This window comes from Promicromonospora sp. NPDC059942, assembly GCF_042731755.1.
In the GTDB taxonomy this organism is placed as follows: Bacteria; Actinomycetota; Actinomycetes; order Actinomycetales; family Cellulomonadaceae; genus Promicromonospora.
Genome location: NZ_JBHWLR010000004.1, coordinates 365,292 through 380,084, shown reverse-complemented (window position 1 = coordinate 380,084; position 14,793 = coordinate 365,292). Strand labels below are relative to the sequence as shown.

The 14,793-nt window shown below is 69.6% G+C and carries 21 protein-coding genes and 1 tRNA gene; 16 read left to right on the top strand and 6 right to left on the bottom strand.

What is annotated here, in order from left to right:
- Positions 1–191: 191 nt before the first annotated feature.
- From ACFV9Q_RS08965 to ACFV9Q_RS08955, 3 genes are all read right to left on the bottom strand, one after another.
- Positions 192–551, bottom strand: coding sequence for a hypothetical protein (locus tag ACFV9Q_RS08965; RefSeq protein WP_377234111.1), 360 nt, complete (start codon positions 549–551; stop codon positions 192–194).
- Between the two features lie 402 nt (positions 552–953).
- A complete protein-coding gene (locus ACFV9Q_RS08960; protein ID WP_377234110.1) occupies positions 954–1,634 on the bottom strand; it encodes an HAD family hydrolase in 681 nt (226 codons plus the stop codon).
- Positions 1,631–2,482, bottom strand: a complete 852-nt coding sequence (locus ACFV9Q_RS08955) for a GntR family transcriptional regulator (protein ID WP_377234109.1) — start codon at positions 2,480–2,482, stop codon at positions 1,631–1,633. Before ACFV9Q_RS08955 ends, ACFV9Q_RS08960 begins: the two co-directional genes overlap by 4 nt.
- A 137-nt stretch (positions 2,483–2,619) precedes the next feature.
- Between ACFV9Q_RS08955 and ACFV9Q_RS08950 the strand changes: the two genes are divergently transcribed.
- The 13 genes from ACFV9Q_RS08950 to xerC are packed head-to-tail and all read left to right on the top strand — an operon-like array spanning position 2,620 to position 10,327.
- Entirely contained in the window at positions 2,620–3,057 is a 438-nt protein-coding gene (locus ACFV9Q_RS08950) for a plasmid replication, integration and excision activator (protein ID WP_377234108.1), read from the top strand.
- 3 nt (positions 3,058–3,060) lie between these two features.
- The gene (locus ACFV9Q_RS08945; RefSeq protein WP_377234107.1) at positions 3,061–3,471 is read left to right on the top strand and encodes a hypothetical protein; all 411 of its coding nucleotides are present in this window, start codon (positions 3,061–3,063) and stop codon (positions 3,469–3,471) included.
- Positions 3,471–3,728, top strand: a complete 258-nt coding sequence (locus ACFV9Q_RS08940; protein WP_377234106.1) for a hypothetical protein — start codon at positions 3,471–3,473, stop codon at positions 3,726–3,728. Before ACFV9Q_RS08945 ends, ACFV9Q_RS08940 begins: the two co-directional genes overlap by 1 nt.
- Entirely contained in the window at positions 3,728–3,973 is a 246-nt protein-coding gene (locus ACFV9Q_RS08935) for a hypothetical protein (protein ID WP_377234105.1), read from the top strand. Before ACFV9Q_RS08940 ends, ACFV9Q_RS08935 begins: the two co-directional genes overlap by 1 nt.
- On the top strand, positions 3,973–4,227 hold the full coding sequence (locus ACFV9Q_RS08930) for a hypothetical protein (protein ID WP_377234104.1): 255 nt from the start codon (positions 3,973–3,975) through the stop codon (positions 4,225–4,227). The genes ACFV9Q_RS08935 and ACFV9Q_RS08930 overlap by 1 nt, the downstream gene beginning before the upstream one ends.
- The gene (locus ACFV9Q_RS08925; protein WP_377234103.1) at positions 4,227–4,457 is read left to right on the top strand and encodes a hypothetical protein; all 231 of its coding nucleotides are present in this window, start codon (positions 4,227–4,229) and stop codon (positions 4,455–4,457) included. The genes ACFV9Q_RS08930 and ACFV9Q_RS08925 overlap by 1 nt, the downstream gene beginning before the upstream one ends.
- The gene (locus ACFV9Q_RS08920) at positions 4,457–4,729 is read left to right on the top strand and encodes a hypothetical protein (protein WP_377234102.1); all 273 of its coding nucleotides are present in this window, start codon (positions 4,457–4,459) and stop codon (positions 4,727–4,729) included. Before ACFV9Q_RS08925 ends, ACFV9Q_RS08920 begins: the two co-directional genes overlap by 1 nt.
- A complete protein-coding gene (locus ACFV9Q_RS08915) occupies positions 4,726–6,351 on the top strand; it encodes an FtsK/SpoIIIE domain-containing protein (protein WP_377234101.1) in 1,626 nt (541 codons plus the stop codon). Before ACFV9Q_RS08920 ends, ACFV9Q_RS08915 begins: the two co-directional genes overlap by 4 nt.
- Before the next feature lie 2 nt (positions 6,352–6,353).
- The gene (locus ACFV9Q_RS08910; RefSeq protein WP_377234100.1) at positions 6,354–7,031 is read left to right on the top strand and encodes a DUF2637 domain-containing protein; all 678 of its coding nucleotides are present in this window, start codon (positions 6,354–6,356) and stop codon (positions 7,029–7,031) included.
- Positions 7,028–7,312 carry a WhiB family transcriptional regulator gene (locus ACFV9Q_RS08905; protein ID WP_377234099.1) on the top strand — a complete coding sequence of 95 codons (285 nt, stop codon included), beginning with the start codon at positions 7,028–7,030 and terminating at the stop codon, positions 7,310–7,312. The genes ACFV9Q_RS08910 and ACFV9Q_RS08905 overlap by 4 nt, the downstream gene beginning before the upstream one ends.
- Entirely contained in the window at positions 7,309–8,934 is a 1,626-nt protein-coding gene (locus tag ACFV9Q_RS08900; RefSeq protein WP_377234098.1) for a replication initiator, read from the top strand. Before ACFV9Q_RS08905 ends, ACFV9Q_RS08900 begins: the two co-directional genes overlap by 4 nt.
- 29 nt (positions 8,935–8,963) lie before the next feature.
- A complete protein-coding gene (locus tag ACFV9Q_RS08895; protein ID WP_377234097.1) occupies positions 8,964–9,170 on the top strand; it encodes a helix-turn-helix transcriptional regulator in 207 nt (68 codons plus the stop codon).
- Positions 9,167–10,327 carry a tyrosine recombinase XerC gene (xerC, locus tag ACFV9Q_RS08890; protein WP_377234096.1) on the top strand — a complete coding sequence of 387 codons (1,161 nt, stop codon included), beginning with the start codon at positions 9,167–9,169 and terminating at the stop codon, positions 10,325–10,327. The genes ACFV9Q_RS08895 and xerC overlap by 4 nt, the downstream gene beginning before the upstream one ends.
- Positions 10,328–10,428: 101 nt before the next feature.
- Here xerC and ACFV9Q_RS08885 read toward each other — a convergent pair.
- Positions 10,429–10,501: transfer RNA gene (locus ACFV9Q_RS08885), tRNA-Lys, on the bottom strand.
- Positions 10,502–10,722: 221 nt separating this feature from the next.
- Here ACFV9Q_RS08885 and ACFV9Q_RS08880 point away from each other — a divergent pair.
- Positions 10,723–11,007, top strand: coding sequence for an iron-sulfur cluster biosynthesis family protein (locus ACFV9Q_RS08880; RefSeq protein ID WP_285108667.1), 285 nt, complete (start codon positions 10,723–10,725; stop codon positions 11,005–11,007).
- A 123-nt stretch (positions 11,008–11,130) separates the two neighbouring features.
- Here ACFV9Q_RS08880 and ACFV9Q_RS08875 read toward each other — a convergent pair whose 3' ends face one another.
- Complete coding sequence (locus ACFV9Q_RS08875; protein WP_377227152.1) at positions 11,131–11,898, bottom strand: M50 family metallopeptidase; 768 nt, start codon at positions 11,896–11,898, stop codon at positions 11,131–11,133.
- Between the two features lie 189 nt (positions 11,899–12,087).
- Here ACFV9Q_RS08875 and ACFV9Q_RS08870 point away from each other — a divergent pair, with 189 nt between their 5' ends.
- Both ACFV9Q_RS08870 and msrB read left to right on the top strand, forming a co-directional pair.
- Positions 12,088–13,635: a DEAD/DEAH box helicase gene (locus ACFV9Q_RS08870; RefSeq protein ID WP_377234095.1), complete on the top strand. Its 1,548-nt coding sequence runs from the start codon at positions 12,088–12,090 to the stop codon at positions 13,633–13,635.
- A 114-nt stretch (positions 13,636–13,749) separates the two neighbouring features.
- The gene (gene msrB, locus ACFV9Q_RS08865; protein ID WP_377227154.1) at positions 13,750–14,148 is read left to right on the top strand and encodes a peptide-methionine (R)-S-oxide reductase MsrB; all 399 of its coding nucleotides are present in this window, start codon (positions 13,750–13,752) and stop codon (positions 14,146–14,148) included.
- A 51-nt stretch (positions 14,149–14,199) separates the two neighbouring features.
- On the opposite strand, the gene ACFV9Q_RS08860 is transcribed toward msrB, so the two are convergent.
- Complete coding sequence (locus ACFV9Q_RS08860; RefSeq protein ID WP_377234094.1) at positions 14,200–14,616, bottom strand: MarR family winged helix-turn-helix transcriptional regulator; 417 nt, start codon at positions 14,614–14,616, stop codon at positions 14,200–14,202.
- Positions 14,617–14,793 lie beyond the last annotated feature (177 nt).

Genomic DNA, 14,793 nt, shown 5'->3' with positions numbered 1-14,793 from the left:
TTTTTTTTTTTTGTTACAGGGCGTCGGGGGGGGGGGGTGCGGTATGTGCCCCCCCGCGCCCCCACACCCCCCCTGCCCCCCCCCCCCCCCCCCCCCGGGCCCCCGGAGGCACAGGCCTGCGCCGCGGAGCGGCGCCTTGAGCCAGTAAAGAAAGTCCTCACGGCCTAGAGCCGCTACTCGCCATCGTGCTGCTACTGGGATTCATCGTCGCCATCCGCGCTACCAGCGGTGTCGATCACTCGTGGCCAGAAGGTCAATACAGCGAGAAGGATGCTGATACCGACGCCCAGCAAGCATCCGGCGACTCTGATCAGGGCCGCGTACCCGCCGACCATCGGATCTCCGCCGAGAACTCCGCCGAACGCAACGAGGATCGCGGCGAACGCAGGCCAGACCAACAGCAGGAGCGCGACTCTGCGGGCCCACGACCAGATGGCCTTGTGTCGGAAGAGTTCAAGCAGGAGCAATCCGATGCCCACCGGGTACAAGGTGGCGACCAGAGAAAGGGCGTCGGTCGAGAGCTTTGCCGTCCAAAAGGTGCACTCCGCCATGGCTCAATCTTCCCGCTGAGTCCGTCAGAACGCGCGACCGAGTGCTGCCGCTCACCTTGCAACCTCAGGCACTAGATCTAGTAGGCGCTGCCACGCCCAACCGCAACATGGTCGATGTGGTGGGTGCGAGTGTCAGTGAGGCGGCCTAGAATCTTCGTAGGATCACAGCTCTGTGATTCTCGATCTATTGGAAGGAGGTGAACCGCGTGGCAAGGAAGTCCACTGGGGGCAAGTCCCACCGGAGCGCAATCACGGGACGCTATGTCTCGGCAGCAACAGCAAAGCGCCACCCCAAGACGACAGTCTCGGAGCGGCGCAAGAAGGCCTGAGCGCCTTGCTAAGTGGCTGATTTGATGCCACCAACTGGGATGGGTCACGTTGCCGCGTGGCCCATCCCTTTCATCATTGCACATCTCGCCCGAAGGACAGATCTGCCATGTCGGAGGTGACGGCGTATGCACCCGCCGCCTGCAACTCGTTCCCTCGGAGAGGTGTCTTGGCGTAACCGATGCACGGCACGCCGACGGCTAGCGAGACCTCGACGTCCGACACAGAGTCACCAATGAACACAGCGTCGCGGGTTTCGACGTGCAGGAGCCGCAGGGCTTCGTCCACGGTGTGAGTGTTGGGCTTCATTAGGTCGGGCCGGCCTCGGGGCCGACCGATGACGGCTGCCACATACGGAGCGAGGGACCAGCGTTCGAGGTAGGCGTGAATCGCGACTTCGGCGTTGTTGCTCACGATGGCGACCGGCTTACCGACCTGGTAGCACCTCCGGAGGAGGTCGTGTGCTCCGTGGGTGGGCTCTGCCGTCGACGCGGCCGCCGTCTCTGCGTCGTCGCATAGGGCCTCAACCTCAGCTAGGGCCTGTGGCGCGTTCGTGGCGCTCCATCGCAGTACTGCGAGATGGTCGCTGGTGGTGCCGATGTGGTCGCCCAGGTCGATGCCGCGTGCGAGCAGTGGTGCCCGGGCTGAGTTGGCTGCTTCGAGGTTGGCGGGTGCCGGGATGAGCGGTGTGACCGGGCCGTCGAAGTCGAGGAGGACGGCGTCGGCTGCGGCGAAGATGCTGGCAGCCCGGCTCACGGCGTGACCTTGGTGGCGATGGTGTCCCACACGCTGTCGAACCACAGGCGCGCCTGGTGGACGAACTGGGTCCCCACGGACTCGGGGTCGCCGTCGTCGGCGTAGTGGAACAGTTCGGAGTCCTTGCCGAGTGAGTCATAGGTCGCGAGTCGATCTTCGCCGTCTCGGACCTCGTGCTCGCGGACGGGGTAGAAGCCGAAGAACACGTCGGTCCCGCTGAGGATGTACGCCTTGAACAGTGGCGCTGACCCGTGGACCCGGGATTCCACCGTGGCGCTGCGGACCAGGCCGAGGTCTTGCAGCTCTTCGACGCTGTCGCGGATTGCTCCGAGGTGTCGGGTGCTGATTCCTGCCATCCGGGTGCGGGCTCGTGCGCTGGCGTCGGCATCGCCTGAGACAGCGACGGGAAGCGCGAGGGGCAGGGAGAGGTCCGGCAGGAGGATGCGGATCTGAATGTCGCGGGGTGTGAGTCGGCCGCTGCGGATCTTGTCGAGCGGCTCGGTGATCGCTCCGTGCAGGGTCTCCGAGGTGTAGCCGACGAAGTCGATGGTGACGGTCTCGGCCTCGAAGATGCGCTCGATGTGCGGGCGTAGGCCGGCGGGCCGTGCGGCTCGTTCTCGTACGAAGACACCGCTCCCCTGCCGAGAGACCGTGAGCCCTTCGTCCCGCACGATGCGCAGCGCCTGCTGCACGGTCATCCGCGCGACGCCGAAGGTCGTCGCTAGTTCGTTCTGGGACGGCAACTGCTCGCCGGGCTGGAACTTGCGCCCGAGGATCGCTGCGCGGATTGCCGCCGCAACCTGCTGGTAGGGCGGCCGCGGGTCGTCCGGGTCGAGTTCCAGGTCCATGCTCCAAGAGTAGCGACCTGGCCAACCGGGCTAACCAAGTTTGCAATAGGGGTTGACATGGCTAGCCAGGCTGGTGCAATCTCTTCTTGTCGCAACCTGGCTAGCCAACCTAGCCACGACAACCAAGGGAGTTCACCATGGCGATGCAGCGACGGTTTGCAGTGGCTCACGAGGACGTGTTCCCCAAGGGCGCGTTCCTCAAGGGCGAGGTCGAGCCCGTGCAGGACTTCCAGGCCGACAAGCGGGCCGACGGGTCGCGTCCGCAGCAGCGGGACAAGGACACCGGCCTTCCCCTGTGGCAGGTCGTGGTCCTGGACGCCGACGAGGAGGCGGGCAAGAAGGACACCGCCGTGACCGTGAAGATCGCGGCCCCGCACCAGCCGGTCCCGCCGGAGAACAAGACGCCGTTCCCGTGGACGCCCATCGAGTTCGTGGGCCTGACGGCCCTGCCGTACGTGGACGACAACGGCACCCGGCCGCGCCTGGCCTGGTCGTACAAGGCCGACGACGTGTGCGAGCCCGGCAAGGCCGACGTCCCGACCTCGGCCCGCCCCGACGCCGGCAAGGCGGCCTGACCCATGAACACCCACATCAGCTCGGGGGCGGGCGCTTCGGTTCCCGCCCCCTCGACGGGGGACGCTCTGCGGTTCGCGGCCTACGTCGCGGAACTGGTCGGGGACGACCGGATCGTGTCGGTCAACTGGATCACGGACGCCGTGCGGCCGTCGCGCAAGGAGCTGTACGTGACGGTCACCGACACCTCTCACGGTGAGACGGTCGCGCACCTGCTCGGCCTCGGCCAGCGCACCGACCTGGAGCCGCATCCCAACAGTGGTCGTTCGGTCCGGGACGAAGGCTTCTCGTCGTGGTCGGGCACGTCCGGCAACGTGCCTGTCTTCCTGTCCGCGCCGCTGGCCCTCGGTGGGCTGCCGCACCGCCGAACGTACGACTCGTCTGACGCTCCGGATGCTGTTGAGGCGGCTGCCTGATGTCCCGGGCGGAGTCGCTGGCGAACGCCGCGACCTACCTGTCTGAGGCCGTGACCGCCCTGGGTGGTGCTGCCCGGACCCTCGACCGCTCCGGACTGCCCGGCACCGCCGCGCAGGTCCACGGCATGCACGACCAGGCGGAAGACCTGCACACGCAAGTCAGTCTCGCGGCCACGACCGCGCACCGGGCCGAGCGCCCCGAGTTCTACGACGAGTCCGGCCGCTGGGTCGGGCGTCACGGGAAGGGACAGAGCTGATGGCACTGGACGAGACAACCCGGCAGGTCAACAAGCGCGCCGTCGATGTGCTCGATGACGCGGACTACCGCCTGAAGGAGGCGGACATGAACGTCCTTCGGGCCGTGCAGGGGCTGGAGGGCCTGAGCCGGTACACGAACGCTCATGACCCGGCGCTGGAGAACCTGCGCACGGTCCTGAGCGAGGTCCGCAACGCGCAGGACGATGTTGCCCGCCGCCTGGCTGCTGAGAGCGAGGGCGAGTGATGGTCCTCCGCCAGCGGATCCAGGCCCGGACGCACCGGCAGGACGTGATCCACGTCGTGAAGGACATGCGTGACCGGGTCGAAGACCTGCACGACCAGACCCGTATCCCGCCGTTCGACTACTTCGGCGACATCGAAGACGGCGAGCTGACCGAACTGCTCGTCCAGGTGTCCGCCTCGATGTGCGCGTTCGTGGAGGCCGCCGACCAGCGCCTCGCACAGCTCCAGGACACCGACCGGAAGGGCCAGCGCTGATGTTCACGCGACGGATCACCGAGAAGGACACCCCGGGCCTGGTCTCACAGATGGGCCAGGACCTCGAAGACACGCACGTCATGGTGCAGCGGATGCAGGCCTGGGCCGCACAGACCGGCCTGAACGACCTGGCCGAGGCCCTCGGCGCTGCCGCACAGGCCATCAACGAGGCGACCGGCGCGGCTCAGGACGCCTACCGCGCCACCACCGACAAGGAGGGACGGGACTGATGTTTGACCTTTTCAAGCGGACCAACCGCCACGAGCAGCAAGAGAACGTCAACCCAGCCGACGCGGCACGCGAAAGAGCCCTGGAGGAAGTGGCAGACGTGATCCGGCTCCTGGCCGCCGCGCAGACAGACCTACAGACCGCTGCACGTGTGGCGCAGAGCGTCCTGCGCGGCCGCTGGGCAGAGGACATCGGTCGGCATGCCGACAGCGTCGAGAACATCCACATGGCCCTGGATCACCAGTACGAGGACATGCAAAGGAGACTGTCATGACCGCCACCGACACGACCGGGCTGCGCGCAGCTCTGGACGCCCGAGTCACCTCGGCTCGCGCCCGGCTCCGTGCCGCCACGATGGGTCGCCCGGGCTGGTCGGGTCGTGTGTGGCGGGTGCTGGCCTGGATCACCTTCCGGGTCTGGATGTTCACGCGGGCGTCTGGCACCTGGGGCGTGAAGCACCCTGCGGTCGCGGTCCTGGGCCTGGTGGCCTCGATGCTGTGGTTCGGCATCCTGACCCTGGCCGAGGTCCCTGGGGACCGCACCACGGGCCCGCTGCTGCTCCTGGTGGCGTGTCTGTCCCCGGGCCTCCTGGTGGGACTGTGGGCGATGGTGGCTCCGCGGCGGTACCTGGAGGTCACCTACGCGAACAAGGTCCGTGACTCCTGGCCCAAGGTCGCCGAACGGTGCGGCCTCTCGACCCGGCGTCCGGACGGCACGATCGTCATTTCTCGGTTGCGGCATGTGCGGCGGGCACCTGCTGCGGTGGTGCTGCGGATCGAGACGTTCACCGGTCAGACCCCCGATGACCTGTACCGGGCCGCCCCGGCGATCTGCACTGCGTTCCGCGCCCACGGGTTCGAGCCGTCCAAGGTCAAGCCCGGCGTCCTGGACCTGGCCCTGTTCACTACGGCGACCATCGCTCCCGTCGTGGCGGGCGTGCCCCGGATCGAGAACGCCACCCCGGACAACGTCCCGGTCGGCCGCACTCGCGCCGGCCTGCCCGCCTGCCTCCAGATCCGGGGACAGCACACCCTCGTGGTGGGTGCCACGGGTGCGGGGAAGGGCTCGGCGCTGTGGTCGGTCGTGGGCAACCTCGCGCCGGCCGTGCCCTCGGGGCTGGTGCAGTTCTGGGGGCTGGACCTCAAGGGCGGTGTCGAGCTGCACATGGGCCGCAACCTGTTCGCCCGCGTCGCCTACAACGGCGAGGACGCGATTCAGGTGCTGCGGGATCTGCTGCGGGTGATCGACCGCCGCAAGGAGTCCATGCGGGGCGTGTCCCGCCTGCACGTCCCCACCCCCGGCGACCCGCTGCACGTCCTGGTCGTGGATGAGCTGGCCGACCTGATGGCGTATGCCGAGTTCGAGGTGCGTCGCGAGGCCGACCGGCTGATGTCCAAGATCCTGACCCAGGGCCGCGCCCTCGGCGTCGTGGTCGTCTCCTGCGTGCAGAACCCCCGGCAGGAAGCCGTGGGACAGCGCAACCTCTACCCCCAGAAGATCGCCCTGCGCCTGGACTCCGACATCGAGTCCGACATGGTCCTTGGACCTCAGGCTCGCCTTGCTCCCGCCCATGAGATCCCGAGTACGCAGCAGGGCACCGCCTACCTGGTGGGCGAGGACGGGATGCCGTCCCTGATCAGGTTCGACTTCTGGTCAGACGATCTGATCCGTCACGTCGCCACCACCTTCCCGGCTCCCGTGCAGGTCGCCTCGGCACCTCGTGACGGGATGGACGCCGCTACCGCGTGGGCTCGCGCTGGGGGACGCCTGGCCGCCGTCGAGACACCCGACGACGCTCCCGCTCCTCGCCCGCGCAAGCCCCGTGCACCCCGCAAGCCTCGCGCGCCCCGCTCCACCCGTCCGGCCGCTGCGGCCCCTGCAACTGAGGAGGTCTGATCATGAACTGCACCCCTGGGCCTGTGGCCCGGATCCGGGCTGACTCCCGGCCCGTGCTCGTCTTCACCGTCGTCCTGACCATTGCCGTCGCCCTCGCGAGCTTCGCCCTGTCGTTCGCGTCCCTGCGCGACGCTGCCTTGTGGGGCCGGGTGCCCGAGGCCCTGGCCTTCCTCGTGCCCGTCGTCATCGACGCCTCGGTGCTCGTGTATGGCCTGGTCGCTCTCGTGTTGCGCGACCGTGGGCGCTCCTCGGCGTGGGCCTGGACCCTGATGTTCGGGTTCACCGTCGTGTCCATCGGCGCCAACGCCGCGCATGCCTACGACGTCGGCCCTGAGTTGCGGACCATGGTCGGCGTCGTCCTGGTCGCCCTCGCACCCCTGTCCGTGCTGACCTCCAGCCACGCCCTCGGGTTCCTCGTGGTCGCCGTCCGTCCCACCACCGAGCCCGAGACGGTGCCTGAGGTGGCCCTGATCGAGTCGGAGCCGGTGCCCGTCATCGAGCCCGCACCCGCCGCCGTCCCGGAGCCCGTGAAGGTGCCGGAGGCCTTGCCGGCCGATTCCCCCGCCCCGGCCGTTACCCCTGCGCCCGCTGCTCGGCGTCCGCGACTGGGTCGAGTCCGTCCGATCACCCAGGACGCCCTGGACCTGCCCGGTCTGAACCTGACGGCGGCCGAAGTATGATCCCCACCACCGGCTGGATGCTCGGCGCCGCGTGCGCCCGTGAGGGCCTGCGGGATCTGCCCTGGATCGCCGAGGACGCCTCTCCCGCTGACCGTGCCCGCATGGCCCGTGTGTGCGCCTCCTGCCCGGTGCTGGCCGCGTGCGAGGTCTCCACTGTGCTCGTGGCGACCACGGCCGGATTCTGGGCCGGACGCGACTTGACCCTCTGGCCTGAGGTCGCACCGGTCGCAGTACAGGACACCCTGCCCGGTCTCGGACTGCCCGAACAGGTCGCCGCATGAACACGGCCCTGACGTTCCCTGGGTTCGGGGAGCACGCACCGTTGGAGGTCGGCCCGGGCGCTCTGGGGTTCGCTACCCAGGTCGCCCGGGGCTCCTTCCGTTCCGTCCTCGACGCTTTCGCTGAGACTGCCGCGTCGGTTGGCTACTGCTCGCACCCGATCAAGCTTTCCGGGTCCTCGATGACGATCGACACCACTACCGGTGAGGTCGTGGGCCGGTACGACTCCGACGACGCCCCGATGGGCCACCTGTACCGACCGTGCGGCAACCGGCGCGAGGACATCTGCCCGGCCTGCTCTCGGGTCTACGCCCGGGACACGTTCGCGATGATCCGATCCGGCCTCGTGGGTGGCAAGACCGTGCCGGAGACCGTGGCAGACAACCCACTGGTGTTCGCGACTCTGACTGCGCCGTCGTTCGGGCACGTCCATGGCATCCGGGCGAAGGATGGTCACAAGGTAGGTGGGATGTGCAGGCCCTTCGACCGCAACAAGGTCTGCGAGCACGGTCGGTCCAAGTCCTGCATGCGGGCGCACACCGAGAATGAGACCGCGGTCGGTTCGCCGCTGTGCTGGGACTGCTACGACTGGGAATCCGCGATCGTGTGGCAGTGGCACGCTCCCGAGCTCTGGCGCCGCTTCACGATCGCCCTCCGCCGCGCCCTGGCCTCGCACCTGGGCCTGACAGACACGGAGCTGAAGCAGGCGGCGTCGGTGCAGTACGCCAAGGTTGCCGAGTACCAGGCTCGCGGGCTGGTCCACTTCCACGCCCTGGTCCGCCTCGACGGCCCGGACGGACTTGGTTCGGCTGCGCCGATCGATGGCCAGACCCTGGCGGATCTGATCGAGTCTGCTGCTCGCGGTGTGGAGTTCACTGCAACTCCGGTCGATGGTGCAGACGTGCTGCGCGTGCTGGCCTTCGGGTCCCAGCTCGACGCGCGGACCGTGCGCACTGGCCTACCGGGATCGCTAGCTGATGATGCTCGAACCTCCGACGCCCTCGTTCCGGAACAGGTCGCGGGCTACCTGGCGAAGTACGCCACGAAGTCCACGGCCCAGGACCCAGCAGCTCCTCGCCCGCACCTTGCCCGCATGGGCCGTACCGCCCGCGTTCTGGGGCTACGCGCCCGCCAGTGGTGCCCCAATGGACACGAGGGGACAGTCACGCTCCCGGAGCGCGTCGAGGACGGTGGGCTCTTCGCTCTGGCCATGGATGAGAAGACCGGGGCCAAGATCCCGGAGATACCCGAGTGCGGGTGCGAGGACTGCATCAATGGCCCGTACCGGCTGCTGACGAAGTGGGCCAAGATGCTCGGCTTCCGCGGCCACTTCTCCACCAAGAGCCGGCGCTACAGCGTGACTCTGGGCCGTCTGCGTGGTGCCCGAGCTCGGTATGCCCGCCTCCAGGCCGAAGCGCAGCGCTCTGGGGAACCGCTCGACGTGGCGGACCTGGAACGCCGTCTGCTGTCCGACGACGAACAAACAACCCTCGTGGTCGAGGGCTCGTGGCAGTACGCCGGCACTGGCTGGGCCACCAACGGCGAAAAGGAGCTCGCTGAGGCCGCTGCCGCTCGCGCCCGCGAATACGCGCAGTGGAAGGCAGCAGCTCGGCATGCCGCATGACACCAGACCTGACGGGGGAGGGATCACTGATGGACAGCAATACAACGAACATCACTGACCGGCTGTGGTCGGTGCAGGACGTCTCGGCATTCCTCGGGGTGCCGGTCGGAACGCTGTACGCCTGGCGCTCTGAGGGCAAGGGGCCCGACTCACGTCGCATCGGCAAGTACGTCCGCTACCGGCCGGAGGACGTCCGCGCCTGGTTCGTGGCGCTGCCTATCGGGATGGCGTCATGACGCGCCGGCTGGAGCCCGGAGAACGTGGCGAGATCTCCTACACCGGCACTACGGGCAACGTCCGTGCCTTCCAGTACTTCCGTGACCATGGCGACGTTCGTCGTCGTGGCTCCGGCGTGGGGCACACCAAGAAGGCCGCGCGTGAGGCCGTCACGAAGAACATCGATGCGGCCCTGCGGACCGATGACATGTTCGGGCCGAATGCACGCCTTGAGGATGCGGTGCGGGTGTGGCTGCGGTCGTTCCGAACGATGGCGGAGAACGGCCGGCGCAAGCGCTCGACGTATGACCAGTACGAGCGGTACGCGCGGGTCGAGGTGTTCCCGTACATCGGGCAGCTTCGCTTCACGGAGCTCACTACTGGTCGCCTCGACGTCTTCCTGAACGGGCTCTACGAGCGGAAGGGCTTCGCGACAGCCAAGGTGGTTCGCTCGGTCCTGAGTGGCACGTGTCGGATGCTGGCTCGCCGTGACCTGCTGCCCTCGAACCCGGTCCGTGACGTGGGGCGGCTGGAGCAGGGCCGGAGGAAGGCGCCGCGTGCTCTGACCGCAGAGGAGGCGCTTCGGTTCCTCGCGCTGCTCGACGGGAGCGAGTACGCCAGGCGCAACGAGCTGTCCGACATCATGCGGTTCCTGCTGTCGACGGGTGCGCGGATCGGGGAGGCGTTGGCCCTCAAGTGGGAGGACGTCGACCTGGATGACCAAGTGGTGCAGATCGACTGGACCGTGACACGGCTGCGCGGCGCTGGTCTGGTCCGGGAGCCGGTGAAGACTGAGACGTCGGAGCGGACGCTGCGCCTTCCGGATTGGTCGGTGGCAATGCTGCGCCGGCGCAAGAACGGTGGGCCCGATGATCTGGTGTTCCCGAACACCCTCGGGCGGCTGCGCGACGTCGGGAATGTGGGCAAGATGCTGCGCAAGGTCCGCGGGGATGACTTCGCCTGGGTCAAGTCGCACACGGCTCGCCGTACGGTCGCGACGCTGCTCGATGGCCAGGGGCTGACGGCTCGTGCGATCGCTGACCAGCTCGGCCACGCGCGCCCGTCGATGACGCAGGACGTGTACATGGGGCGGCGGATCGTGGGGGAGGCAAAGAGCCCGCTCGACGGCATGTTTGCCCAGCCAGAGGGCGTAGACGGCGACGGAGACGCTGCGTGAACGGGCGAGCGACGTCGCACACCAAGTCGCACATTCGGTCCGGTTGTTTGTCCGGCTCGTCCCACCCAGCGATGAAGTGCCAGGTGACGGCGCTGTCAGGGTGGGCCCCCCGGGGATCGAACCCGGAACCCGCGGATTAAAAGTCCGCTGCTCTGCCAGTTGAGCTAGAGGCCCGCGCGCCCGGCGACCGGGCGGCGCGAGTAGAAAGCCTACCGGTCAGCTCCAGGATGGTGGTGCGGCCCTCCGGGCGGGGCACCATACGTCTTCTCTCGGCTGCTGTCATGCGCTGTCCCACCCAGTGGGAGATATCGGGTTAAATGCGTCTCACGCTTGCGGTGAGAGGGCGGGCTTGGTTCGGTGGTCGGGACCACGAGAACCAATCTGAGGAGCTCATCGTGCTCACCGTGACTGACAACGCTCGTACCGCCGTCCAGGACCTTGCTCAGCAGGCCGGAGTGCCGGTCGAGGGTGGTCTGCGCATCGCGCAGGCCTCCGACCAGCCGGGGAACTTCGAGCTTGCGCTGGTTCCGGCCCCGCAGCCCGACGACCAGGTCGTCGACGCCTCGGGCTCCACCAACGTGTTCGTCGAGGCGCAGGCCGCACCTGCCCTGGACACGCTGACCCTGGACGCCGACCCGCGCGCCGAGGGTCCGGGATTCGTGCTCACGCCGACGGCGTGACCTTCCGGCGCCCTCCGGGGCGTCGAACGGCCGAGGCCCCCGGGACGACCACCTGTCAGGTGGTTGCCGGGGGCCTTCGTCGTGCGGCGGACGGCGCCCTGGCGCCGGTGCGCGGGGGACCGGTCAGAGCGCCACGCCGAGGATCCACGAACCGCCCAGCACCAGAGCGCCCAGGGTGACGAGCAGGAACAGCGTCACCCAGAAGAGGCCGCCGACGCCGGTGAGGCGGGCGAGCATGTCGGCGTCGGACGTCCGGGCCTGCCCGCGGGAGCGCTGCACCTGGAGCTCGAACACCGGCCGCACCGCGCCGAGCAGCAGGAACCAGGTCACGGCGTAGGCCACGGCGCTCTGCACCTCGGGCGCCAGGAACCACGTGACGAACACGAGCGCGGTGCCGCTCACGAGGATGGACCACAGGCCGAACCAGTTGCGGATCTGCAGGAGCAGCAGCGCGAGCAGGGCCACGAGCAGCCACAGCAGGCCCACGGCGTAGCCGAGCTTGAGCAGCCAGGCGGCCCCGAGCCCGATGAGGCCCGGGCCCACGTAGCCCGCGAACGCCGTGATGACCATGCCCGGTCCGCGGGGCTTGCCGCGCGACACTGTGAGGCCGGAGGTGTCGGAGTGCAGCCGGATGCCCTCCAGCTTGCGGCCCGTCAGCAGGGCACCCAGGCCGTGCGACGCCTCGTGCGCGATCGTGATCACGTGCCGCGCGAGGTGCCACAGGGGCCGGAAGAAGACGACGACCAGCGCGATCGCCGCCATGGCCAGGACCATCAGGTCGGCCGGCGGGTCGACCGGGGTGACCGCGTTCGTCCAGATGGTGCCGAGCACGTCGCCGATGGTGGCGAACGGTCCGGCGGAGCTGGTCGTTGCGGAATTCATGCGCCACATAGAACCACACCGAACGTGACGTGCGCCGCAGTCAAGGGCCGGCGAACGTGCGAGAATGTTCGGTCGTGGGCGGCATCGGCCGCCCGACGTCGTGGCCCCGGCCCGGGTGAGCAACCCGCCCGCCGGTGTGAGCACGGCGGACCACCGGCGCGGTACGCGCCGCCACCGAGCCCGAGAGGCCCATCTCCTTTGACTACCTTTGCCGACCTCGGTCTGCCCGCACCCGTGGTGCAGGTTCTGACGGACCGCGGCATCACCTCGCCGTTCCCCATCCAGACGGCGTCCCTGCCGGACTCCCTCGCCGGTCGCGACGTGCTCGGCCGCGGCCGCACCGGCTCCGGCAAGACCCTCGCGTTCGCTCTGCCGGTCGTGACGCGTCTCGCGACGTCCGGCGCCCGTTCCGCCGCGTCGGGCCAGCCCCGCCGCGCGGCCGGACGCCCCCGCGCGCTGATCCTGGCCCCGACGCGTGAGCTCGCCAACCAGATCGACGACTCGGTCGCGCCGCTGGCGCAGGCCCTCGGTCTGAAGACCACCACGATCTTCGGCGGTGTGGCGCAGTCGCGCCAGGTCACCGCGCTGAACGCGGGCGTCGACATCGTCATCGCCTGCCCCGGCCGCCTCGAGGACCTCCTCGGCCAGCGCCACCTCACGCTCGACGACGTCGAGATCACCGTGCTCGACGAGGCCGACCACATGGCCGACCTCGGCTTCCTGCCCGGCGTGAAGCGGATCCTCGACCGGACGGCCGCGCGCACGCAGCGCCTGCTGTTCTCGGCCACGCTCGACAACGGCGTGGACGTGCTGGTCAAGCGCTACCTGCACCAGCCGGTCACGCACTCCGTGGACGACGCCGCGGCGCCGCCGCCGCAGATGACGCACCACATCCTCGCCGTGGCCGACAAGGACGCGAAGAAGAACGTGGTGCAGCAGCTCGCGCAGGGCACCGGTCGTCGCGTGCTGTTCACGCGCACCAAGCACCAGGCCAAGAAGCTCGCCAAGCAGCTCACCGCCGCGGGCGTGCCCGCCGTCGACCTGCACGGCAACCTCGGCCAGGGCGCGCGCGAGCGCAACCTTGCCGCGTTCTCGTCCGGCGAGGTGAAGGTGCTGGTCGCGACCGACATCGCCGCCCGCGGCATCCACGTGGACGACGTCGAGCTCGTGGTGCACGTGGACCCGCCCGCCGAGCACAAGGCGTACCTGCACCGCTCCGGCCGTACGGCGCGTGCCGGGTCCGGCGGCGACGTCGTGACGCTCATGCTCCCCGAGGAGCGCGGGGACGTGCGTGACCTGACCCGCAAGGCGAAGATCACCGCCCGCCCGCAGGACGTCGCCCCCGGCGACGCCACCGTGACCAGCCTCGTCGGCGAGGTAGCGCCGTACGTCGAGTACGTGCCGCCGGCCCCCCAGCAGCCGGTCCGTCAGGGCCAGCCCCGGCGGCAGGGTGGGCGCGGCAGGTCCGGCCAGGGCGGATCCGGCCAGGGCGGCGCCCAGGGCGGACGCCAGGGCTCCGGCCAGGGCGCGCAGGGCGGCGGTCGCCAGGGCCAGTCGCGCGGTCAGGGCACCGGCGGCGCCGGCCAGGCGTCAGGGCAGCGCGGGGCCGCGCGTCCGGCGTCGGGCGGCGGGCGTACCGCGGCCGACCACTTCCCGCGGCCGGACGGCGCAGGCGCACCCCGCCGTCGCCGCCGGGGCGGTCGCGGCCGCGGCGCGGGCAACCCGAACGCGTCCGCCGCGAGCTGACGCCAGGACCTCGTGGGGCCTTCCGACCGGACGACCGGTCGGAAGGCCTTACGTGTTTGTCACCGCCGGAACACCGGCGGTGAGCGGGAAGTTGCTCTGTGCGGAGGTGTTGAGATGACGTACAAGATTTCGAGGTCCGACCAGGAGTGGCGCGAGCGGCTCTCGTCCCAGGAGTACGCGGTGCTGCGCCAGGCGGGCACCGAGCGGGCCTGGACGGGCGAGCTGCTGGACGAGAAGCGCGACGGCGTCTACCGGTGTCGCGCGTGTGACGCCGAGCTGTTCCGCTCGGACACCAAGTTCGACTCGCACTGCGGCTGGCCGTCGTTCTACAGCCCGCTCGCCGGCGACTCCGTCGAGCTGATCGAGGACCGCTCGCTGGGCATGGTGCGCACCGAGGTGCGCTGCGCGAACTGCGGCTCCCACCTGGGGCACGTGTTCGACGACGCGCCGCAGACCCCGACGGGCGACCGGTTCTGCATGAACTCGGTGAGCCTCACGTTCGAGGAGAGCTGACCCTGCCAGGTCGGTGAGACGGGGCGCGCCGCTGACGCCGGAACCACCGCGTCAGTGCGCGCTCTGCTTCCACGCCACGATGTCCGCCGAGTAGCGGTTCAGGAGCCGCGCGAGCTGCGCGACGTCGTCGGTGTCCCAGGTCGCGAGCGCGCCCTCCAGCATGGCGACCCGGCTGGTGCGCGCCCGCTCGAAGCGGTCGACGCCGTCGGGGGTCAGCGTGATGCGCTGGCCCCGGCTGTCGTCGGGGTCGACGGTCCGCTCGACGAGGCCGAGCTCGACCAGGCGGCTGAGCTGCCGCGACACGGTGGCGCGCCCGACGCCGAAGAAGGTCGCGAGGTCGGACCCCCGCGCCCCCGGCCGTTCGGCGATGTGCGCCAGCAGGGGGTACGCGCTCGCGTCGAGCTCGGGGTGGACCCGCTGCGCGATCGACGTGCCGTTGGACTGCGCGCGCCGGATCACCAGGCGCACCTCGCGCTCCAGGCCCTCGAACGGCCCGGGAACGGTCCTCCGTTCGTCGGCGGTGGGGGGGGGGGGGGGGGGGGGGGGGGGGGGGACAAACCCCCAACAGGCCCCCCTCGGTGTGGCTTTTCCCCCGCGAACAAACACACCACCCCAACCTTAACGACCCAACCCCCCCCCCCACCA